Here is a 21,911-nt window from a genome sequence, read left to right on the forward strand (position 1 = left end):
CGCCAGCGCCAAGCGCCAGCATCGATGCCGCAGTGTCAGGAAGGCCGTGCAGAACGCCTTGGAGCGGTCCGGCGATCAGCCGGTATACATCACCGCCGCGACCGGGGCGGGCTTGGTCCGGGACGTATGGGTCATGGCCCAGATCGACCAGGCGGCCAGGCCTGAGCAGGAGAGAAGCACCAGCCCGCGGACGTAGCGCCCGCGGTGGATGTCGCGCACGGCGTAGACCGGCATCAACGCCGCCTTGGCGATGTTGCGCAGGGCCAGAACCATCAGGATTGCCAGGAAGGCCGTCACTGTCCCGAGCATGTCCATCCCCCTTCGGCTGGTACGCCACGGCGGAGCTTATCCCCGCAACACGACGAAACGAAGCCACCCGCCCGAAAATATCTCTGCGGCGTGTCAACCCAGCCGTAGCGACTCTGCGCGCCGAATGGTTAACGATACGTAACGTGGCCGTGCGCGCTGGCTCGCCGCTCACCGCACCCGCGTGAAATCCGGTCCCGCATAGGCGCGGACCGCGCCCCCGCCCCGACCCGTGACCGTGACGGTCAGGGCCCAGCGCTCCTGCGCCCCGGCCTGCGCCTGGGCCTCGGCCCGGGCGCGGAGCGTCAGCCTGAGGCGCGTGAGGGCCAGCGCCCGGTTGCGGTGCTGGCTGCGCTCGCTGTCGCAGGTGATCGCGAGGCCGCTCGGCCGGTGGTGCAGCCGCACCGCGCTGTCGGTCGTGTTGACGTGCTGGCCGCCGGCGCCGGAGGCGCGGAATGTCTCCCAGCGCAGGTCGGCCTCCCGGATCCCGAGATCCCCGATCCGGGGCGGCACCACCCGGGTGACGGAGACGAACCAGTTCTTGCGCCCGTGCCCGGGCCTCAGCGGGCTCGGGCAGGTCCAGCGGATGGTGCCCTCCCAGGACCGGGCCCAGGATGCGATGGTCTCCTCCTCGGCATCCTCGCGGCCGAGGCGGACGAGGGCGGAGAGCAGGCCGGGCCTGCCCGGCACCGTCTCCAGGATTGTGGCGGCGAGGCCGTCGGCCGCGGCCTCCCGCACCAGCACGTCGCAGAGGCCCGCGACCGCGAGCTGGCATTCGCCGGGCCCGCGGCCGGCGCTGAGCTGCAGCAGGACCATCCTCAGCGCTCCCGATGCTTGGCTGCCCGGGCGCTGCGGCGCTCGCGCAGGCGGGCCTGCTTGCCGGCACGGGCCGGGCCGTCCGGATCGAGCGAGCATTTGAAGGTGACCAGCGGATGCAGCACCGCGACCACCCGCACGAGGCCGGCCGCCTCCAGGTCGCCGACCACGGACGCGGCCGGCTTGTAGGCCGGCGCCGCCTCCTCCCACAGCAATCGCTCGTCGCCGCAGACGACCACGCCGCCATAGGGATTGCGGGCCAGGTCCTCCCGGCGCAGGCGGCCCTTGAGCTTGGCCTTCGCCTCGTGCCGCCCGAGCTTGCGCCCGGCACCGTGGGCCAGCGACCACAGGGCATCGGCCCGGTCCGGGACCGGCTCGACGAGGACGCTCACGTCGCCCCGCGAGCCCGGCACGACCACCAGCCCGCGATCGGCCGGGGCCGCGCCCTTGCGGTGGAGGTGGCAGCGGCAGCCGCCCGCCTCCACCGGCGTGACGCCGTTGTGGCAGAGATCGAGGAGGCATTGCCCCTCGGCCCCGAGCGCCGTGAGCGCCCGATGGGCGACGAGGTCCCGGTTGGCCCGGGCCCAGGCTGTCGCCCCGTCATGGGCGGCGAGGTAGGATTCGCCCTCCGGCGTGTCGGCCCGCAGGGGCGAGGCCCCGTGCCGCTCGGTATGGGCCCGCAGGATCGACTCGCCGAGGCCCCGGCTGCCGGTATGGACCAAGAGGGCGAGGCGGGCGGGATCGAGCCCGATCCCCGCCGCCGCGTCGGGATCGTGGATCTCGGCGACGGACTGCACCTCCAGGAAGTGGTTGCCGTGGCCGACCGTGCCGAGCGAGGCGTCGAAGGCCGTGGCCGCCACGCCGCGCTCGCCGAGCCAGCCGGCGACATCGCCGTCCCACGGTGCGTCGAGCCCGTCGAGCCGGGCGGCGATCCGGTCGGGATCGGCCCGGCGCCGGGACAGGTCGGTCTGCCACAGAGCCATGCCGCAGCCGATATCGGAGCCGACCAGGGTCGGCCGGATCAGGCCCTCCGACAGGAAGGCCGCTCCGACCGGACCGTTCTTGCCGGGATGGAGGTCCGGCATGCCGACGGTCTCGCGCATGCCGGGAAGGGCGCCGGTCTCGTCGAGCTGGCGCAGGGCCTCGCCCTCGATCCAGGTCGAGGCGGAGGCGACCACGCGAACGCCGGGGGCGCGCGTGGCGATGATGGGATTGCCCATGAGGGATGTGGATTCCGGGGTCGCCGCAGCGACCTTGAGACGAGCTTCAGCGAGCGGACAGGCCGCTTCGCTGCGTCAGAACGCCGGTCCGCCGCGCTCGCGGGGATCCTCGCGTCGTTGCCCCGTCAGAGGACGGGGCGGGCATGGATGGATTCCATGGCTCGCCCTCCTGCCGGGTCCAATCCCGGTCCATGCACCGTTTTTACCGCAACGGAAGAAGCGTGGCAATCTGAACGCCGCCAACGATCAAGCGATTGCCGCTCGATGCGTTCGAATAAAGATCAAGCGCCTCTCCCCTCTCCCACACGGGAGAGGGGAGAGGCGCCATAGATTTCAGGCGGTTCCTGAAATCACTATTTCCTACTTAATAGCCCCGCGCCGCATCCACCGTGTCCGGCGGCACACGTCCCTCACGGACGGCTTCGGCGGCGGCCAGCAGGGTGCGGGCGACGGCCTGCGGGCTCGCGTCGCAGGCCTCGTGCGGGGTGACGCGGATCGCCGGATGATCCCAGAACGGGTGGGCGGGCGGCAGCGGCTCGGTGGCGAAGACGTCGAGGGCGGCGCTGGCGAGATGACCTGAGTCGAGGGCGGCCAGGAGATCGGCCTCGACCAGGTGCTCGCCGCGGCCGACCTGAATCAGGGCGCCGCCGTGGCGCAGCCGGGAGAGCAGGCGTGAATCGAGGATGCCGCGTGTCTCCGGCGTCAGCGGCAGCAGGTTCACCAGAACCTCGCTCCCGCCGAGCATCGCCTCGAGCCCGTCCGGCCCATGATGGTGGGTGATGCCGGGATCGGCGTCTTGCGCCGTGCGGCTCCAGGCCCGCACCGGGAAACCGAGGGCGGCGAGGTCGCTGGCGACCCGCCGCCCGATCTTGCCGTAGCCGAGGAGGCCGACCGGAACGGCGCTCGCGTCCCGGGGGTAGAGGCGGCGCCACAGCCGGTCGCGCTGGTTCTCGGCGTAAGCGGCGAAGCGGCGCTGGTGGCCGATGACGTGCCAGAGCACGAAGCCCGACATCGTCCGCGCCTGGTCGGGATCGACCACCCGCACCACCGGCAGGTCGGGCGGGCGGCCGGGGCAGGCCAGCAGGTTGTCGACGCCGGCGGCGATCGAGCAGAGCGCGCCAAGGTTGGGGTAGCGCGCCAGCGCGTCGGCGGGCGGGCGCCAGCCCAGTGCCAGGCGCACCCGCTCGGGATTCTCCGCCGGATGATCCAGGATCTCGACCCGGTCGGCGATCGCGCCGAGCGCGTCGCCGTATAGCCCGCGGATGTCGGTGGTGGTGCTGAGCAGCACGCAGGGCAGGCGGTCCATCTCAGGCTGCCTGCCGCACCCGGCCCGGCACCGCGTCGAGGAGGGCGCGGGTATAGGGGTGCTCGGGGTTGGCAAAGAGCGCGCTCGCGGTCTTGAGCTCGACGATCTCGCCCTGGCGCATCACCGCGATCCGGTCGCAGATCTGCGCCGCCACCCGGAGATCGTGGGTGATGAACAGCATCGAGAGGCCGAGCCGCGTCTTCAGGTCCTCGAGCAGGGCCAGCACCTGGGCCTGGACCGAGACGTCGAGGGCCGAGACCGCCTCGTCGGCGACCAGCACCTCGGGTTCGAGGGCCAGCGCCCGGGCGATGCCGATGCGCTGGCGCTGGCCGCCGGAGAATTCATGGGGCAAGCGCTCCACCGCCTTCTCGTCGAGGCCGACGAGTCCGAGGAGGCGGCGGGCCCGCTCCATCGCCTCAGCCAGAGGCACCCCATGCGCCACCGGCCCGTCGGCGATGATGCGCCCGACGCTGCGGCGGGGGTTGAGCGAGGCGAAGGGGTCCTGGAACACCATCTGGATGCGGCTGCGGGCCTGGCGCAGGGCTTCGCCCTTGAGTCCCGTCAGGTCGGTGTCGCCGAGTCGCACGCGGCCGGCATCGGGCTCGATCAGCCGCATGACGAGGCGCGCGACCGAGGACTTGCCCGAGCCCGATTCGCCGACGAGGCCGAGCGTCTCGCCGCGATGGAGTGCGAAGGCCACGTCCCGCGCCGCCGCGGTACGGCGCCGAGGCAGCCACAGCCCGCCGCCGGTGACGTAGGTTTTTTGCAGGCCCACCACCTCGACCGCCTTCGGCCCCGAGAGGGGAGGGCGGGCCGGCGGGTCCATGGTCGGCACCGCGGAAAGCAGCGTACGCGTATAGGGCGCCTGCGGCCGGCCGAGCACCGCGGCGGCCGGGCCTTCCTCCACCACCCGGCCGTGGCGGAGCACCAGCACCCGGTCGGCAATCTCCGCCACGACGCCGAAATCGTGGGTGATGAACAGGACCGCCATGGTGCGGCGCCGCTGCAGGTCGCGGATCAGCTTCAGGATCTGCGCCTGGGTCGTGACGTCGAGCGCCGTCGTCGGCTCGTCGGCCACCAGTACCGCCGGTTCGAGGGCGAGCGCCATCGCGATCATCGCCCGCTGGCGCTGCCCGCCGGAGAGCTGGTGCGGATAGGAGCGGACGATCTGCTCCGGATTCGGCAGCCCGACCTCGCCGGCAAGCGCCACCGCGCGGGCGCGGCGTTCCTTGCGCGTCAGCTGGCCATGGGCCTCGAACATCTCGGCCATCTGGTCGCCGATCCGCATCAGCGGGTTCAAGGCCGTCATCGGCTCCTGGAAGATCATCGCGATCCGCCGGCCGCGGGTGTCGCGCCAGGCCGCGTCGTCTTGCGCGAGCAGGTCGGTCTCGCCGAGGCGGATCGTGCCGGAGACCGGCCGCACCGCCTTCGGCAGCAGGCCCATCAGGGCATGGGCGCACATCGACTTGCCGGAGCCCGACTCGCCGACGAGGCACAGGATCTCGCCCGCCACGAGATCGAAGGACACGCCGTCGACGGCCTTCGCCCGGTCGCCGCCCGCCGGCAGGGCGAGGCTCAAGTCCCGGACCGCGACGGCGACCCGCTTCGTGTCGGCATCCATCGTCAGCGCTCCCGGGACAGGCGCGGGTTGAGGGCGTCGTTCAGACCCTCGCCGATCAGGTTGAGGGCGAGCACGGTGAGCAGGATCACGAGGCCCGGAAAGGCGGTGATCCACCAAGCCTGCCGGATGACGGTGCGGCCGGCCCCGACCATGAAGCCCCAGGACATCCGGTTCGGGTCGCCGAGGCCGAGGAACGAGAGCGAGGATTCGAGCAGGATCGCGGTCGCCACCATCAGCGAGGCCAGGACCACGATCGGCGAGAGGGTGTTGGGCAGAACCTCCCGGCGCAGGATGGTGAAGGTGGTCTGCCCGGTCACGATCGCCGCCTGGACGTATTCGCGCGAGCGCAACGACAGCACCTCGCCCCGCACCAGCCGGGTCACCGGCGGCCAGCTCACCAGCGCGATGGCGAGGATCATCGAGGAGAGCGAGGGCTGGAGGATCGCGACGAGCACGATGGCGAGGGCGAAGCTCGGCACGGTCTGGAACAGCTCGGTGAAGCGCATCAGCGCATCGTCGACCCGGCCACCGAGATAGCCGGCGAGCGCCCCGAGCGGCACGCCGATGAGCAGGGCGGCCAGCGTCGAGACGAGGCCGACGATCAGCGAGACGCCGGCCCCGTGCATCAGCCCGGCGGCGATGTCGCGCCCGAGCGCGTCGGTGCCGAGCGGCACCCGCTCCAGGGTGAAGGGCGGCACGAAGGGCCGCTGCACCATGCGCCAGGGCGAGGTCGGGTAGAGCACCGGCGCGAGGAGAGCCGCGGCGACGACCAGAGCCAGGATCACGAGGCCGATCACCGCGCCCGGATGGCGCAGGAAGGCGGAAAGCGGCCCGCGGCGGCGCGCGGGCGCCGGGGCGGCCAGGGGGAGGGCGCCGCTCATCACGCCACCTCGATGCGGGGATCGACCGCGCGGTAGACCACGTCGGTGACGAGGTTGAAGACCAGCACCATCGCGGAGGAGACCACGAAGACGCCGAGCAGCAGGTTGTAGTCGCGCTGGAGCAGCGCCTCGTACATCAGCCGCCCGATCCCCGGCCAGGCGAAGACCGTCTCGGTGAGCACCGCGCCGCCGACCAGCGTCCCGGCCTGGAGCCCGGCCAGCGTCACCACCGGCAGGAGGGCGTTGCGCAGGATGTGCCGGCGCTGGATCACCCCCTCGGTCAGGCCCTTGGCCCGCGCCGTCTTCACGAAGTCGAGCCGCGAGACCTCGAGCATCGAGGAGCGGGTCATCCGCACGTAGACCGCCATGAAGAACAGCCCGAGGGTGAGGGCCGGCAGGACGAGGTGGTGGGCGATGTCGAGGGCGCGGGAGAGCCCGGTATAGCCGGCGCCGACGGTCTCGAAGCCGAAGCTCGGCAGCCAGTCGAGCCGGACGGAGAACAGGATGATCGCCATCAGCGACACCCAGAACAACGGCGTGGCGTAGAACAGGAGGGCGAGCCCGGTGATCGCGGTGTCGGCCAGCGTGCCGGCCCGCCGCGCGGCGAGCGAGCCCAGCAGCACCCCGAGCGAGAGCGAGACCACGAAGGCGCTGCCGGTCAGCAGCAGCGTCGCCGGCAGCCGCTCGCCGATCAGCGTCGCCACCGGCATCTGCTGGCGCACCGAGTAGCCGAGATCGAGGTGCACGATGCTGCCGAGATACGCGCCGAGCTGGCTCGGCAGCGGCTGGTCGAGGGCGAACTTTTCCCGCAGCTGCGCGATGAAGGCCTCGTCGCCGGCCCCCGCCTCGCCGGCCATCACCAGGGCCGGGTCGCCGGGGGCGAGGCGGATCAGGAAGAAGTTCAGGACCACGATGGCGAGGAGCACCACGATGCCCTTCGCCACCCGCTGCGCGAGAAAGCCCACCATGCCGTTATCCCTCAGCGGTCGATCCAGGAGCCTTCAGCGGTCGATCCAAGCGTCCCGGAAGCCGTCATTGACCCCGATGCCGGTGGTGACGAGGTCGTGGACCTTGCAGCGGGTGATGGTCGGGAATTGCAGTTCCAGGAGCCAGGCCACCGGCGCGTCCTCGACCAGGGTCTTCTGCACCGCCTCGTAGATCGGCCGGCGCTTGTCGTCGCCGACCGCGACCGCGCCTTGCGCGAAGGCCTCGTCGACGCTCGGGTTGGAATAGCCCTCGACGTTGTTGAACGGCGAGCCCTTGGCGATCTGCGACGAGACGTAGTTGCGCCCGACCCCGAGGGCGGGGTCACCATATTGATAGAGATACGTGAAGGCGATGTCGTAGTCCCACTCGGAGGTCTTCTGGTTCCAGCCGGCGACGTCGGTGGCGACCAGCTCGACCTTGATGCCGGCATCCTCGAGGTTCTGCTTCACGGCCTCGGCCCAGCGCTGCCAGGTCTCGCCATAGGGGAGCGGCAGGAGGCGCACCGTCTCGCCCTTGTAGCCGGATTCCTTGAGGAGCGCCTTGGCCTTGGCGGTGTCGTAGGAATACTTCGCGGCCTTCGGGTCGTGGTAGCGGACTGTCGAGGAGAACGGCCCGGTGGCCGGCTTGCCCAGCCCGTTCCAAACCACGTCGCGGGCGAAGTCGCGGTCGAGGGCGTAGGACACGGCCTGGCGGAAGGCCTTGTTGGCGGTCGGGCCCTTGCGGTTGTTGAGCCAGAGCCAGGAATGCGGGCTGAAGAACTCCCAGCCCTTGGTCGTCGAGCAGGCGCCCTTGATCTTCGACAGGCGCGGCACGTCGAAGTTCTCGACCGAGCCGCCGGGCAGGATGTCGACCTTGCCGGTCTCGAACGCCACCGCCCGGGCGGCGGCGTCGGGGATCACGTGCCAGTAGATCTCGTCGAGATAGGGCTTGCCGGCGACATGGTAGTTCGGGTTCTTGACCAGCCGGATATAGGAGCCCTTCTTCCACTCCTTGAACATGTAGGGGCCGGTGCCGATCGGCGTGTTGTTGGCCGGGTTGGTCTTGTAGTCGGTGCCGGCATAGACGTGCTTCGGGATCATCGGCAGCGAGCCGACCTCGAAGATGCCGAGGAACGGCCCGAACGGCTCCGAGAGGGTGAACACCACGGTGTAGGGATCGGGCGCGGTCACGCTCGCCACCCGGGCGAGGTTGCCGCGGGCGCGGGCATGGGTCTGGCGCAAAAGTTCGACCGAGAAGATCACGTCGTCGGCGGTGAACGGCTTGCCGTCGTGCCAGGTCGCGTTCTTGACGAGCTTGAAGGTGTAGGTCTTGCCGTCGTCGCTCATGCTCCAGCTCTCGGCGAGGCCAGGCAGGGGCTTGAGGTCGAAATCGTAGCGCAGCAGGCCCTCGTAGATGTTGCCGGCCACCATCTGGCTCGGGCCGTTCTGCACCATCCCCAGCATCAGGCCGGGCGGCTCGGGCTGGATCACCGCGTTGGCGATGCCGCCGGGCTTCGGCGTGGCTTGAGCCAGGGCGGTGCCGGCGAGCGCCAGGGAGAGCACGGTGCCGGCCAGAATCGTCTTGAGCATCGGTTGTCCTCTTGGTCCCTGTCGCGGCGTCGAAACTGCAAGCACCATTCCCCTCTCCCATGCGGGAGAGGGGATCCCGCGCTCCTCTCGGCAGCGGGCGTGGGTTGCTTTGACTACTCTTTGTAATCCGGGTCGCTGTGCTCCAGCATGCGCTTGAAGGCGTCCCACTCGGTGTCGGGCAGCGTGCCCGTCTCCATCTTGTCGTAGAACGAGGCGTACTGGCCCGCGGTCTTCGTCGCGACCGCCGCCGAGGGGCGGATCAGCGGGGCGCCGGTGGCCTGCAGAGCGAGCTGGGCGCGGCAGGAGCGCTCCAGGTTGTGCATCAGCTTGAACGCCTCGGCGACCGAGCGGCCGCAGGTCAGCATGCCGTGGTTGCGCAGGACCATCACCGGCTTGTCGCCGAGATCGGCCACCAGGCGCTGGCGCTCGTCGAGGTCGAGGGCGATGCCCTCATAGTCGTGATAGGCCAGCCGGCCGTGGAACTGCATCGACCATTGGTTGAGCGGCAGCAGCCCTTCCTCCTGGCACGACACGGCGACGCCCGCCACCGTATGGGTGTGGAGCACGCACAACGCATCCTCCCGGGCGGCGTGGACCGCGCTGTGGATGGTGAAGCCCGCCGGGTTGATGCCGAGGCCACACGGGTCGTCCACCACCCGGCCTTCGAGGTCGACGGTGACGAGGTTGCCGGCCTTCACCTCCTCGAACCGCAACCCGTAAGGATTGATCAGGAAACGGTGCTCCGGCCCCGGCAGCCGGGCCGAGATGTGGGTGTAGATGCTGTCATCGAGGCCGAGGCGGTGGATCAGCCGGTAGGCCGCCGCGAGGTCGATGCGGATGCGATGCATCGCCTCGTCGGCGTGCGGATGAGCGGATGACGACATCGGACCTCCTCGCGGAAGTGTTCGGTGGCGGGCAGGCCACCACATCTTCGCGTGTACGGGTGGCGCCGCGCGGAGACTCTCGCGTCGGCGGCCGGATTCGCAGGCCCGGGCGGAGCTCGACATCGCCCGGCTTGATCCTAGACTGACCCGGCCTTGCGTGACGATCAAGCTGAAAGTGTCGACAATCGACGCCTGCACATTGCACACTGCGTCCACGGAGGTGCGATGCGCGCGATGTCCCAACCCGTCGGATTGCCGGTGCTGGCCGAGAGCGATCTCGTGCGCCAGGTCGCGCGCCGGCTCACCGACGCGATCGTGCAGGGGCGGCTGTCCCCCGGCGCCAAGGTGGCGGAGGCGGCGGTCGCCCGCGAGCTCGGCATCAGCCGGGCGCCGGTGCGGGAGGCGGCGCGCCTCCTCGAGAGCCAGGGGCTGCTCAAGGCCTCGCCGCGGCGCGGCTTCTTCGTGCGCGAGCTCTCGGCCCAGGACGTCGACGAGCTCTACGACCTGCGTCTCTGCGTCGAGCGCCATGCCGCGGTCGAGGCGGCCCGCCGCCTGACGCCTGCGGCCCGGGACGCCCTTCGCCGTCAGCTCGCCCTGATGCGGGAGCTGGCCCGGCGCGACGACCCCGCCACCATCGTCGAGGCCGACTACCAGTTCCACCGCCTCATCTTCGAGGCCGCCGGCAACGGCCGGCTCCTGCGCCTGTTCGACGGGCTGGCCTCGGAATTGCGGATCGTGATCGGGCTGATCGGCCGGCTCTACGACGATCCGGAAGAAATCGCCCGCACGCACGAGCCGGTGCTGGAGGCCATCGAGGCCGGCCACCCGGAGCGCATCGTCGCCCATGTCGACCACCATATCGGCGTCGCCCGCCGCGAGGTCGTCCGACTGGTGCAGAGCCTCACCCCCACCACGCCGGAGATCCCATGAAGGCCGTCCATTCCGAGGAAAACCGCAGCCACGACCCGAAATTCTTCCTGGTCCGCGGCCAGGTGAAGCCCGCCGCCGACCAGCCCGAGCGCGCCGACCGCCTGCTCGCGGGGCTCAAGGCCGGCAACCATGCGGTGGTGGCGCCGCAGGGCCACGGCGCCGGCGCCCGGGCCCGGGTGCACAGCCCCGATTACCTCGCCTTCATGGCGGAGGCCTGGGAGGCCTGGGCGGCCCTGCCCGACCACGGGCCCGAGATGATCGCCAACATCCACCCGGTGCGGGAGGCCGCGACCTACCCGACCCATATCGTCGGCCGGCTCGGCTGGCACAGTGTCGACACCGCCTGCCCGATCGGCCCGGGCACCTACGCGGCGGCCTGCGCCGCGACGGATGTCGCGGCGAGCGCGGCGCAACTCGTCCTCGACGGCGAGGACGCGGCCTACGCGCTCTGCCGCCCGCCCGGCCACCACGCCTATCGCGACCGGGCCGGGGGCCATTGCTACTTCAACAACAGCGCGGTCGCCGCCGCGCACCTGCGCCAGCGCCACGCCCGGGTCGCGGTGCTCGACGTCGACGTGCATCACGGCAACGGCACGCAAGGGATCTTCTACCGCGATCCCTCCGTGCTGACGGTCTCGCTTCACGCCGATCCGCGCGGCTTCTACCCCTTCGTCTGGGGCTATGCCCACGAGCGCGGGGAAGGGGAGGGGATCGGCGCCAACCTCAACCTGCCGCTGGCGCTCGGCACCGGCGACGACGATTACCTGGCGGTGCTGGAGGGCGTGGCGAGCCGCATGGTGAAGGCCTTCGCCCCGACGGCCCTCGTGGTGGCGCTCGGCCTCGACGCCTCGGAGCACGACCCGCTCGCGGGGCTCGCCATCACCACCGACGGCTTCCGCCGCATCGGCGCGGCGCTCGCACGCCTGAATCTGCCGACGGTCCTGGTGCAGGAGGGCGGCTACCTCTCGGACCTGCTGGGCGAGAACCTTACGGCGGTCCTCGCCGGCTTCGAATCCGCCCGGTAGGAGATCCCCGATGGCCTTCGCCTGCACGATTCCCGCGGTCCCGACCGTCCAGCACGACGACGACACGGTCCGCATCACCCGCTGGGATTTTCTCCCCGGCGCCGTCACCGGCTGGCACGAGCATGGCTGGCCCTATTTCGTGGTGATGATCACCGAAGGCACGCTCCGGATCCACGACGGTGCCCAAGTCACCGAGGTGCCCCTCGCCCACGGCCAGTCCTACCGCCGCCCGGCCGGCATCCGCCACGACGTCCAGAACGGCTCCGACCACCCGATCGCCTTCGTGGAGATCGAGGTGAAGCGCCCCGAGGGGCTGGCCGCCTCCCTCTGACGAACGAGAAACGGCCGGGGCTCGCGCCCCGGCCGGTTGCTTGGTCTCAGATCCGCGCCGGACCCGCGGTGGCGGGTCGCCACCGCAGCTTTCGCCGCGTCCCGGGAGCTTGCCGCAAGACCGGCGACCGGCCTTGCGGAAGCGCCCCGGGCGCCCGATCAGCGCAGGAGCTGGAGGATGCCCTGCTGAGCCTGATTGGCGAGGGACAGGGCCGAGATGCCGAGCGAGTTGCGGGTGGAGAGGGCCTGCGAGTTGGCCGCCTCCTCGTTCAGGTCGGCATTTGTCAGGTTGGCCGCGCCGGTATCGAGCACGTTGATCATCTGCTTGGTGAAGTCCTGGCGGTTCTGCACCACCGCCAGGTTGGCGCCGAGGGTCGAGGCCTGGCTCTTCAGCTGGCTCGACGCGCTGTTGATCGTCTTGATGACGGCGTTGATCGAGTTGCTGTCCTGGAAGTCCACCTGGTTGATGGCATTCATGCCGAGCAGCGAGGCGGTAACCGTGGTGCCGGTGATCTTCAGCGAGGAGGTGCCCTTGTCGTTGAAGTTCACGTTGACCGTGTCGCCGGCGAGCAGGTTGGTGCCGTTGAAGCCGGCATCGGCCGCCATCTGGTCGATCTGGCCGAGCAGGTTGTTGAAGGTGTTGACCAGTGCGTTACGGCTGTTCGCACCGTCGCCGCCGATGATCGCGCTCGACGTGGCGGAGCTGAACGGCTTGTTCGTGCCGCTCGCCGACACGGTCAGGCTGTCGCCGCCGGCCTCGTTGGTGGTGGTGATCTTCAGCGCGCCGGTGGTGCTGTCGATGCTCGCCATCGCGTTGCCCGGGGCCAGGGCGGCGTTGAGCTGGTTCAGGGTCGAGATCTGGCCCGCGGCGGTGCCGAAGGTCAGGCTGACCGCGTTGCCGCCGGCGACCTGGACGCTGATGGTCTGACCGTCGAGCTTGCTGGCCGTGAACTTCTGGGTCGGGACGAGGCCGGAGGTGTCGGCCACCGTGTTGCCCTGGCCGGCTCCGTAGTTGGTGATGGCGGCGAAGCCGAGCTTCGACACCTTGGCAGTCGAGGTGCTGCCGTCGCCGAGCACGATCGCGGTCGAGGAATCCGCCGCTGTGAAGCTGAACTTCTTGGCGGTGGCGTCGTAGGTGGCGCTCACCGTGCCGTTGGTGGCGGTGCTGACCTTCTGGGCGAGGGAGGACAGGGTGTCGGTGCGGCCGACCGTGACGGCCTGTCCGTTGACCGTGAAGGTGTCGCCGGCAACGAAGCCGAGGCCGGTGGCCAGGCTCGTCGCCGTGGGGCTGAACTTACCAGCCACGGGATTTGCCGAGAACAGCGCCTTGGTGGTCGCATCACTGCCGATCGTGAAGGCACCGCCGTCGCTCGTGCCGGTCGCGACGAGGTTATTGCCCACAACCTTCGTCGTCACGGCCGATCCGGCGGCCTTGAGCTGGTTGTTGATCGACTTGGACAACGTGGCGGTGTCCGAGTCGTCGATGCCCTTCGTCAGAGTGACGTTCACCCCGTCGATCGAAACCGTCGCCGTCGAACCGCTCGCGAAGATCGCATTGTCGATCTTTTGAGTGGTCGAGACGTCGACGCTAGTCGCGGTCTGGGCGGTGCCATAGGCGGCCGGCTGGGCAGTTCCGAGGATCGCCTGGGTTTTGGCGTCAGTGCCGATCGCGAAGGCGGTGCCGTCGCTCTTGCCGGTCGCGGTAAAGGTCTTGGCGGTCGCGTCGTACGTCACCGTCACGCCCGAGCCAGCAGTGCCGAGCTTCGAGGTGATCGCGGTGGCGAGGGCGGTCTCGCTGCCGTCGTCGGTACCCTTGGTCAGGGTGATGGTCTGCCCGTCGATCGAGAGGGTGCCGGTAGCACCGGCAGCCGCACCCGCGCCGAAGATAGCGTCCTGGATCGACGACAAGCTGGTTTGGGCCGGACCGGTCGCGGTCTCGGCGATTACGTCGCCGACCTTGTTCTCGCCTACCGCCGTCGTCGCTCCGACCGACAGGAGGTTGTTGGCGGTGGCACCAGTCAGGGCCGTCGAGGAGACGCCGGCCTTGGCGGTGAAGGCGTTCGAGGAGGACAGGGCCTGCTGGGCGACCGACTTGAGCTGGTCGGTTAGGCCCTGCAGCTTGGTGATGCCGGTATTGGCGGCCTGGATCGTCTGGATGCTGTTCGAGACGCCGTCGAGCAGGTTGCTCAAAGCCGAGGAGCGCGAGCTCAGGCCCTGGGCGGTGAAGTAGTTGCTCGGGCTATCGAGAGCGGTGTTGACCTTCTTGCCCGTCGAGAGACGGCTCTGCGTGGTCGACAACAGGGTCGCCGTGTCCTGGAGCGACAGGAGGTTCTGACGAGTAGCGGCCGAGAGGGTGATGCCGGAAGACATTGGGCGATCCTATTGATCGGTAGACCTTCGTGTTTTGAAGGCATGATCAGAATGCGCCCGACCCCTTGCCCGGTTCTTACCGAGAAGCTGAAAACGCATCGCTTCACCGGGATCCGGACGGCATGACTTGCGATTGATTAATGCAGTCGCGGCAACGTGCGGATCAATTTACCTTAATGGGGAAGTTACCACGTTTGCGCGAGCGTGGGAGTTATCCACGGTCTGGAGCGGGGCGGCAGCTTGCTTCGTCAGGAATAGCGCGTGGGGCCGGAAACGCAGTCGGTGAGCGCCCGCGCCGCCCTTCGGCTGGCTTGGCGGACCGGGTCCCGGCGCCATGGGCATGGCCGCCTTCTCGCCGCCAAGTGGCCCTGCACCGGCATTGCCGGCCAGATGGGGAAGGGGCGCGCGACTGCGCCGGTCCGGCCAGGATGGAAGCATCCCAGGCCCCGCACGATCCGGGTGCGGCTTCAGGCAGCCTGGATGACGCGAGCGGTGCGGGGGGAGCGACGTTCCGAGAGCTTTGCGGCTGACGTGGCGATGCACCGGAAGGCGCTGCGCTCAGGCGCGATGGCGCTTCCGGGTCGAGGATCGGGCGACCCGATTGCCGATCATCGCGCAGGAGGCGGAGGCGCCAAGGTCGGTACGCACGCGGCCGAGCGATCGTTTCGACCGCTCGGTCCGGTGGAGCCTGCGACGGGGCTTGCGCCGGCTGGGAGCATCTGCCGGGAGTGGCGGCAACGGCGGTGATTGCTGCGTTGCCGGGTGACGATGAATTGCCCGATCCGTGTAGCCCGGGCCGCCCGGACGCATGCTGTTCGGGTGAAAGACCCAAGCGCGGGTTCCTCCTCTCCCCGCGGGCGGGGAGAGGGTGAGGGGGTGGTGCCGCAGGAGTCTCATCCGTCGAGACCCCCTCACCCTCGCTCCGGCTGCGCCTCCGCTTGCTGTGCTCCCTGAACGGGAACACAGCCCTCTCCCCGCCCGCGGGGAGAGGGGAGAACCAGCGCTCCGTCTTTCCCCGGGCAGCCCTGGACGGAGCGGGCCCGGAAGTCCCTCGTCCATCCAGGAGGGAGACGGGGCGTGCAAGCAGGGTCGCGGGCCTGAGGGACGCCGGCCGCCTCACAAACGGAAGCGGCCGGGGCTCGCGCCCCGGCCGCTCAGCCGTCGAGATCCTGCGCGCCGATTAGCGCAGGAGCTGGAGGATGCCCTGCTGGGCCTGGTTGGCGAGGGACAGGGCCGAGATGCCGAGCGAGTTGCGGGTGGAGAGGGCCTGGGAGTTGGCCGCCTCCTCGTTCAGGTCGGCATTTGTCAGGTTGGCCGCGCCGGTATCGAGCACGTTGATCATCTGCTTGGTGAAGTCCTGGCGGTTCTGCACCACCGCCAGGTTGGCACCCAGGGTCGAGGCCTGGCTCTGCAGGGCGCTGTTGGCGCTGTTGATCTTCTTGATGACGGCGTTGATCGAGTTGCTGTCCTGGAAGTCGACCGACTCGATGGGCGTCAGGTAGAGACCCGCCGCCGTCACGGCGGTGCCGGAGACCTTCAGCGAGGAGGTGGCCTGCTCGTTGAAGCTGACGTTGATCGTGTCGCCGGCGAGCAGGTTGGTGCCGTTGAAGCCGGCATCGGCCGCCATCTGGTCGATCTGGTTGAGCAGGTTGTTGTAGGTGTTGACCATCCCGTTGCGGGCGTTGGCGCCGTCACCGCCGATGATCGCGGTCGAGGTGCTGGAGCTGAACGGGTTGCCGGTGCCGGTGTTGCTCGCCGTCAGCAGCAGGTTGTCGCCGCCGGCCTCGTTGGTGGTGCTGACCTTGATCGCGCCGGTGGTGCTGTCGATGGTCGCCATTGCGTTGGCCGGGGCCAGGGCGGCGTTGAGCTGGTTGAGGGTCGAGATCTGGCCCGCGACGGTGCCGAAGGTCAGGCTGACGAAGTTGCCGTCGCCGACCCGGACGGTGATCGTCTGGCCGTCGAGCTTGCTCTTGGTGAACTTCTGGACCGGGACGAGGCCGGACGTGTCGGCCACCGTGGTGCCCTGTCCGGCGCTGTAATTGGTGATGGCCGCGAAGCCGAGCTTCGACACCTTGGCGGTCGAAGTGCTGCCGTCGCCGAGCACGATCGCGGTCGCGGAATCCACCGCCGTGAAGCTGAACTTCTTGTTGGTGACGTCGTAGGTGGCGCTCACCGTGCCGTTGGTGGCGGCCGTGACCTTCTGGGCGAGGGACGACAGCGTATCGGTGCGGCCGACCGTGACGACCTGGCCGTTGACCGTGAAGGTGTCGCCGGCGACGTAGCCGAGGCCGGTGGCCAGGCTCGTCGCCGTGGGGATGAACGTACCGGCGACGGGCGCGGCCGAGAACAGGCCCTTGGTGGTCGCGTCGCTGCCGATGGCGAAGACGCCGCCGTCGCTCGTCCCGGTGGCGACGAGCGTCTTCACGGCGGGCGATCCGGTCGACATGACCTTCGTCGTTACGGCCGATCCGGCCGCCTTGAGCTGGTTGTTGATCGACTTGGACAGCGTGTCGGGGTCCGTGCCGTCGATTTCCTTGGTCAGGCTAATCGTGACACCGTCGATCGAAATCGTCGCCGTCGAGCCGGACGGGAAGAGCGCCGTCTTGATCGCGTTGGCGTCCGTAACGTCCACGCTGCTCGCAGTCTGCGCCTTGCCGTAGGCCGCCGGCTGGGTGTCTCCGAGGATCGCCTTGGTTTTCGCGTCGGTGCCGATCATGAAGGCCGTGCCGTCGCTCTTGCCGGTCGCGGTGAAGGTCTTGGTGGTAGTGTTGTAGGCGACCGTCACGTCCGAGCCGGCGGTGCCGAGCTTGGCGGTGATGGCGGTGGCGAGGGAGTTCCCGTCGGTGTCGTCGGTACCCGCGGTGAGAGTGATGGTCTTGCCGTCGATGACCAGATCGCCCGTGTCACCCACGGCAGGAGTGCTCGACCCAAAGATCGTGTTCCGCATGGACGCTATGTCCGTCTGGGCGGGCCCGGTCGCGGTCTTGGGCTTGGTGGCGAGATCGTCACCGACCGCCAATTCACCCACGGCGGTCGTCGGGCCGACCGACAAGAGGTTGTTGGCGGTGGCGCCGGGCAGGGCGGTCGAGGGGATCGCCGCCTTGGCGGTGAAGGCGTTCGAGGCCGACAGGGCCTGCTGGGCGACCGACTTGAGCTGGTCGGTCAGGCCGCGCAGCTTGGTCAGGCCGGTATTGGCGGCCTGGATCGTCTGGATGCCGTTCGACACGCCGTCGAGCAGGTTGTTCAGGGCCGAGGAGCGCGAGGTCAGGCCCTGGGCGGTGAAGTAGTTCACCGGGCCGTCGAGGGCGGTGTTGACCTTCTTGCCGGTCGAGAGGCGCGTCTGCGTGGTGGAGAGCAGCGCGGCCGTATCCTGGAGCGACAGGAGGTTCTGGCGGGTGGCGGCCGAGAGGGTGATGCCGGACGACATGGAGACGACCTTTTTGATCGGCGGGACGCGTCTTTTTGACGACGCCGTCACCATGGCCCAGGGGATCTTTCGTCTTCCTTAAGGCTAATGACGGCGCGGACAGGTTCCGATCCGTTATGGTTAATGACCAATAAAGTCGACGGAGGGGCGGTTGTTTCGCTCTTCGGTAGAGTGAATTCTTAATCGTCCGCGCGTTAGCGTCGGGCGCATGTTCACCTTGTTCCGACACGATGCGCCGCACCGGGCGCCGTCCCGCCGGCCACGGCACCTTCCGGAGGCTTGGGCTCCGGTTGCGCCGTCGTGCCGGATGCTACGGCGCGGAACGGCGTCCCGGGACGAACGGGGTGAGCGACGGTGGAATCTGCTCGCGTCACGCTCCACCGCCGACCCGTCGGGATGATGCCGAGGATGGAACCAGAACCGGAAGGCGCCCCCTTCGCCAGAGCCCATACGGACAGACGCCCATGCCCCTGCGCATCCACCTCAAGCCGTTCGAGCGCCTGATCATCAACGGTGCGGCGCTCCGCAACGGCGAGCGCTCGACCAACCTCCTGATCGAGAACACGTGCAAGTTCCTGCGCGAGAGCGAGATCATCCCGGAGAGCGGCGCCGACACCGCCTGCAAGCGCCTCTGCGTCACGCTCCAGCTGATCTACCTCGCCGACCATCCGATGGAGGCCGACGACCTCCTGGTGCGGCAATCGCTCGAGATCCTGCGCAGCATCCCGACGAGCGCGCCCTACCTGGTGGCGATCCAGGACGAGCTCGCGAACAAGCAGTACCACCGCGCCCTGAAGGTGGGCCGCGAGCTGGTCGCCTATGAGCGCAGCCTGATGGAGCGCCTCAGCGCCGCGACCGACGCCGCCTGAGCGCGGCGACATCACGGGGCAACGAAACCGCCCCGGCCCGGCCGCATTGGGGTGGTGGTCTCGCCCCATGAGCGGTACGGACCCATGAGCGACACGGATTCGATCGACTGGACCACTCCGGCGCAACTCGTCGTCTGGCCGGCCCCCGGCCCCGACGAGCCGGTGACCACGACCCTGCGCGAGGCGGTGGCGGCGGCCCGCACGGTCGCGGCCGGGAGCGCCTGGATCATTCTCGCCGACGGGCGCATCCTCCGCCCGGGCCAAGTGGCCGAGCTTCAAGTGGCCGAGCTTCAAGTGGCCGAGCCTCGCGCCGGCGGTTCCTGAGCCAGCGCTCTCCGCCCGTCCCGGCCAAACCCATCCGGACCAAACCCTGGGCGCCCTCCGCGCGTTGCCCCTCCTTGAGATGCGGAGGGGTGATGCTGATCTTCGAATGGATCGCGGGCGTGCTCGTCGCCGCGGTCCTGCTCGCCGGGGTGGCGCGGCGCCTCGGGGCGCCGTTCCCGGCCTTCCTGGCCATCGGCGGGGCGGCGCTCGCCTTCGTGCCGCAGGTCCCGAACCTGCGCCTCGACCCCGACCTGGCGCTGGCGCTCTTCCTCGCTCCCGTCCTGCTCGACGCCTCCTACGAGACCAGCCTGCGCGACCTCAAGCGCAACTGGATGCCGGTCGCCGGCCTCGTCGTCGGGGCGGTCGGCGTCACCACGGTGGCGGTGGCGCTGGTGGCGCGCTGGCTGGTGCCCGACCTGCCGCTTTCCGCCGGCATCGTGCTCGGCGCCATCGTGGCGCCGCCGGACGCGGTGGCGGCGCTCTCGGTGCTGGCGCATGTCCGGCTGCCCCACCGCCTCGTCACCATCCTCAAGGGCGAGAGCCTGTTCAACGACGCCTCGTCGCTGCTGATCTACCGCCTCGCCCTCGGCGCGGTGGCGGCGGGGTCGTTCTCGGTCTCCGAGGTCGCCCCGACCTTCCTGATCGGCGTCGTCGGCGGGCTCGTCGCCGGTCCGGTCCTGGCCGTGCTCTACGTCCGGCTGATGCGCCGGGTGTCCGATCCGCCGAGCGCCGTCGTGCTGCAATTCGTCGCCACCTTCGGCCTCTGGCTCGCCGCCGAGCGGGTCGAGGTCTCGGGCGTGCTGACGGTGGTGAGCTTCGGCCTCACCGTGTCGCGGCTCTCGCCCCAGACCATGCCGGCCCACCTGCGGGTCACCTCCAACACCGTCTGGGAGACGGCGGTGTTCGTGCTCAACGTGCTCGCCTTCGTGCTGATCGGCCTGCAGATCGGGCCGATCCTCGAGGGCCTGAGCCCGGCCGAGCGCAGCCACTACGCGCTCGTCGCCGCGGCCGTGTTCGGCACCACCGTCGTGGTACGGCTCGCCTGGGTGCTCGGCGCCCGGGCGGTCGCCCGGCTCGTGCACCGCCTCGCCGGACCAATCGGGCCGGCCCCGATCGGCCTGCGCTCGGGCACGATCGTGGCGTGGTGCGGGATGCGCGGCGTCGTCACCATCGCGCTCGCCCTGGCCTTGCCTGGCGATTTCCCGCATCGCGACCTCGTGGTGCTGACGGCGTTCTGCGTCGTGCTCGGCACGCTGGTGATCCAGGGCCTGACCCTGCGGCCGCTGCTCGCCTGGTTCTCGCTCGGCGACGACGATCCGGTCGGGCACGAGATCGGCCGGGCACGCGCCGCGGCCTACCGGGCGGCCCGCAACAGCCTGGCCGACGATCGCTCGCCCCATGCCGAGGCCCTGCGGCGGGAATTCGACGTGGCCTTGCGCGAGGCGGAGGACCACGACGAGGGCCTCGCCCCGGCGAGCCTGCCCGCCGATTCCTTGCGCCGCCGCGCCGTCGAGGCCGCCCGCGCGGTCATCGTGGATCTGCGCGAGCGCGACGAGATCGGCGACGACGCCTACCTGCGCCTCGAGGAGGAACTGGACTGGGCCGAGCTCAGTGCCACGCCGCGGGAGGAGGTGGTCCCGTGACCGCCGCGGTGCCGGGCCGCGTCAGGCGCACGGCAAAAACGATGGTCAGACCCGAACGGTTGATTGTATCCCGGGCGGGCCTGAGACCAAAAACCTGCGCGCCGGGCCCGAGGATGCCCGGCGCAGGGGCGAAGAGACCCACGAGCGAGACGCCATGCACGCCACCCGAATGCCCTCCTCGCGGCCGCCGTCCTGGACGTCGCGGTTCTTCACGAGCGGGCCCGTCACCTGCATCGAGGACCTGCGCGTGCTCGCCGAGCGGCGGGTGCCGCGGATGTTCTACGACTACGCCGATTCCGGCTCGTACTCGGAGGGCACCTACCGGGCGAACGAGGACGATTTTTCCAAGATCAAGCTGCGCCAGCGCGTCGCAGTCGACATGACGAACCGCACGCTCGCCAGCACCATGGTGGGCCTGCCGGTGAGCATGCCGGTGGCGCTGGCGCCGACCGGCCTCACGGGCATGCAGCATGCCGACGGCGAGATCCTGGCGGCACGCGCCGCCGCCAAGGCCGGGGTGCCGTTCACGCTGTCGACCATGAGCATCTGCTCGATCGAGGACGTGGCCGAGAACACCGACGCGCCGTTCTGGTTCCAGCTCTACGTGATGCGCGACCGGGACTTCATCGACCGGCTGATCGACCGGGCCAAGGCGGCGCAGTGCTCGGCGCTCGTGCTCACCCTCGACCTCCAGATCCTGGGCCAGCGCCACAAGGACGTGAAGAACGGCCTCTCGACCCCGCCCCGGATGACGATCCCCAACATCATCAACCTGGCGACGAAGCCGCGCTGGTGCCTGAACATGCTGCGCACGCAGCGGCGCACCTTCCGCAACATCGTCGGGCACGCGCAAGGGGTGGGGGACCTGCGCTCGCTCTCGTCCTGGACCGCCGAGCAGTTCGATCCCCGGCTCAACTGGGACGACGTCAAGCGCATCCGCGACCGCTGGGGCGGCAAGCTGATCCTCAAAGGGATCCTCGATCCCGAGGATGCGGAGCTGGCGGCCCAGAGCGGCGCCGAGGCGCTGATCGTGTCCAACCACGGCGGGCGTCAGCTCGACGGGGCGATCTCGTCGATCGCGGCCCTGCCCTCCATCGTCGAGACGGTGGGCGACCGGATCGAGGTGCTGATGGACGGCGGCATCCGCTCGGGGCAGGACGTGATCAAGGCCCTGGCGCTCGGCGCCCACGGCGTCTTCATCGGCCGGGCCTTCCTGTACGGGCTCGGGGCCGGCGGCGAGGCGGGCGTGACCCAGTGCCTCGACATCATCCGCAAGGAACTCGACGTCACGATGGCGATGTGCGGCCTGCGCGACGTGCGCCAGGTCGACGAGCGGATCCTGGCCGGCAAGCCGGCCCTCAGCAACCGGCCGTTCTGACCCAAGAAAGCCCGCCCGGTAACCCC

At 69.9% G+C, this 21,911-nt stretch carries 18 protein-coding genes; 7 read left to right on the top strand and 11 right to left on the bottom strand.

Going from position 1 to position 21,911, the window contains the following annotated elements; genetic code table 11:
- Window positions 1–75: 75 nt before the first annotated feature.
- The 9 genes from DA075_RS12815 to DA075_RS12855 all read right to left on the bottom strand — a co-directional run bounded on the left by DA075_RS12815 (window position 76) and on the right by DA075_RS12855 (window position 9,589).
- Entirely contained in the window at window positions 76–309 is a 234-nt protein-coding gene (locus DA075_RS12815; RefSeq protein ID WP_099956569.1) for a hypothetical protein, read from the bottom strand.
- 168 nt (window positions 310–477) lie between these two features.
- Window positions 478–1,122, bottom strand: a complete 645-nt coding sequence (prfH, locus tag DA075_RS12820; protein ID WP_164712314.1) for a peptide chain release factor H — start codon at window positions 1,120–1,122, stop codon at window positions 478–480.
- Between the two features lie 2 nt (window positions 1,123–1,124).
- Window positions 1,125–2,342 (bottom strand): RNA ligase RtcB family protein, encoded by a 1,218-nt coding sequence (locus DA075_RS12825; RefSeq protein WP_099953564.1) that lies wholly within the window; start codon window positions 2,340–2,342, stop codon window positions 1,125–1,127.
- Window positions 2,343–2,706: 364 nt separating this feature from the next.
- Window positions 2,707–3,648 carry a 2-hydroxyacid dehydrogenase gene (locus tag DA075_RS12830; RefSeq protein ID WP_099953565.1) on the bottom strand — a complete coding sequence of 314 codons (942 nt, stop codon included), beginning with the start codon at window positions 3,646–3,648 and terminating at the stop codon, window positions 2,707–2,709.
- Window position 3,649: 1 nt separating this feature from the next.
- Window positions 3,650–5,269 carry an ABC transporter ATP-binding protein gene (locus tag DA075_RS12835; RefSeq protein ID WP_099953566.1) on the bottom strand — a complete coding sequence of 540 codons (1,620 nt, stop codon included), beginning with the start codon at window positions 5,267–5,269 and terminating at the stop codon, window positions 3,650–3,652.
- A 2-nt stretch (window positions 5,270–5,271) separates the two neighbouring features.
- Window positions 5,272–6,150 (bottom strand): ABC transporter permease, encoded by an 879-nt coding sequence (locus DA075_RS12840; protein ID WP_232388418.1) that lies wholly within the window; start codon window positions 6,148–6,150, stop codon window positions 5,272–5,274.
- The gene (locus tag DA075_RS12845; RefSeq protein ID WP_099953567.1) at window positions 6,150–7,118 is read right to left on the bottom strand and encodes an ABC transporter permease; all 969 of its coding nucleotides are present in this window, start codon (window positions 7,116–7,118) and stop codon (window positions 6,150–6,152) included. Before DA075_RS12845 ends, DA075_RS12840 begins: the two co-directional genes overlap by 1 nt.
- Before the next feature lie 33 nt (window positions 7,119–7,151).
- Window positions 7,152–8,705 carry an ABC transporter substrate-binding protein gene (locus DA075_RS12850; RefSeq protein WP_099953568.1) on the bottom strand — a complete coding sequence of 518 codons (1,554 nt, stop codon included), beginning with the start codon at window positions 8,703–8,705 and terminating at the stop codon, window positions 7,152–7,154.
- A 113-nt stretch (window positions 8,706–8,818) separates the two neighbouring features.
- The gene (locus DA075_RS12855) at window positions 8,819–9,589 is read right to left on the bottom strand and encodes a class II aldolase/adducin family protein (protein ID WP_099953569.1); all 771 of its coding nucleotides are present in this window, start codon (window positions 9,587–9,589) and stop codon (window positions 8,819–8,821) included.
- A 234-nt stretch (window positions 9,590–9,823) separates the two neighbouring features.
- Between DA075_RS12855 and DA075_RS12860 the strand changes: the two genes are divergently transcribed.
- The 3 genes from DA075_RS12860 to DA075_RS12870 are packed head-to-tail and all read left to right on the top strand — an operon-like array spanning window position 9,824 to window position 11,875.
- Window positions 9,824–10,519, top strand: a complete 696-nt coding sequence (locus tag DA075_RS12860) for a GntR family transcriptional regulator (RefSeq protein ID WP_232388415.1) — start codon at window positions 9,824–9,826, stop codon at window positions 10,517–10,519.
- Window positions 10,516–11,544 (top strand): histone deacetylase family protein, encoded by a 1,029-nt coding sequence (locus tag DA075_RS12865; protein WP_099953571.1) that lies wholly within the window; start codon window positions 10,516–10,518, stop codon window positions 11,542–11,544. The genes DA075_RS12860 and DA075_RS12865 overlap by 4 nt, the downstream gene beginning before the upstream one ends.
- A 10-nt stretch (window positions 11,545–11,554) precedes the next feature.
- Window positions 11,555–11,875 (top strand): cupin domain-containing protein, encoded by a 321-nt coding sequence (locus DA075_RS12870; protein WP_099953572.1) that lies wholly within the window; start codon window positions 11,555–11,557, stop codon window positions 11,873–11,875.
- A gap of 158 nt (window positions 11,876–12,033) precedes the next feature.
- Here the strand turns inward: DA075_RS12870 and DA075_RS12875 are convergent, their stop codons facing one another.
- Window positions 12,034–14,244, bottom strand: coding sequence for a flagellin N-terminal helical domain-containing protein (locus DA075_RS12875; protein WP_099953573.1), 2,211 nt, complete (start codon window positions 14,242–14,244; stop codon window positions 12,034–12,036).
- Between the two features lie 1,180 nt (window positions 14,245–15,424).
- Window positions 15,425–17,671: a flagellin N-terminal helical domain-containing protein gene (locus tag DA075_RS12880; RefSeq protein WP_099953574.1), complete on the bottom strand. Its 2,247-nt coding sequence runs from the start codon at window positions 17,669–17,671 to the stop codon at window positions 15,425–15,427.
- Between the two features lie 464 nt (window positions 17,672–18,135).
- On the opposite strand from DA075_RS12880, the gene DA075_RS12885 reads away from it, so the two are divergent.
- From DA075_RS12885 to DA075_RS12900, 4 genes are all read left to right on the top strand, one after another.
- Entirely contained in the window at window positions 18,136–18,540 is a 405-nt protein-coding gene (locus DA075_RS12885; RefSeq protein WP_099953575.1) for a flagellar biosynthesis repressor FlbT, read from the top strand.
- 84 nt (window positions 18,541–18,624) lie between these two features.
- Complete coding sequence (locus DA075_RS12890) at window positions 18,625–18,864, top strand: hypothetical protein (protein ID WP_099953576.1); 240 nt, start codon at window positions 18,625–18,627, stop codon at window positions 18,862–18,864.
- Between the two features lie 92 nt (window positions 18,865–18,956).
- Complete coding sequence (locus tag DA075_RS12895) at window positions 18,957–20,507, top strand: cation:proton antiporter (protein ID WP_099953577.1); 1,551 nt, start codon at window positions 18,957–18,959, stop codon at window positions 20,505–20,507.
- A 169-nt stretch (window positions 20,508–20,676) separates the two neighbouring features.
- Window positions 20,677–21,885, top strand: coding sequence for an alpha-hydroxy acid oxidase (locus DA075_RS12900; protein ID WP_099956571.1), 1,209 nt, complete (start codon window positions 20,677–20,679; stop codon window positions 21,883–21,885).
- The last annotated feature ends 26 nt before the right edge of the window (window positions 21,886–21,911 follow it).

Source organism: Methylobacterium currus (assembly GCF_003058325.1).
Classification (GTDB): domain Bacteria; phylum Pseudomonadota; class Alphaproteobacteria; order Rhizobiales; family Beijerinckiaceae; genus Methylobacterium; species Methylobacterium currus.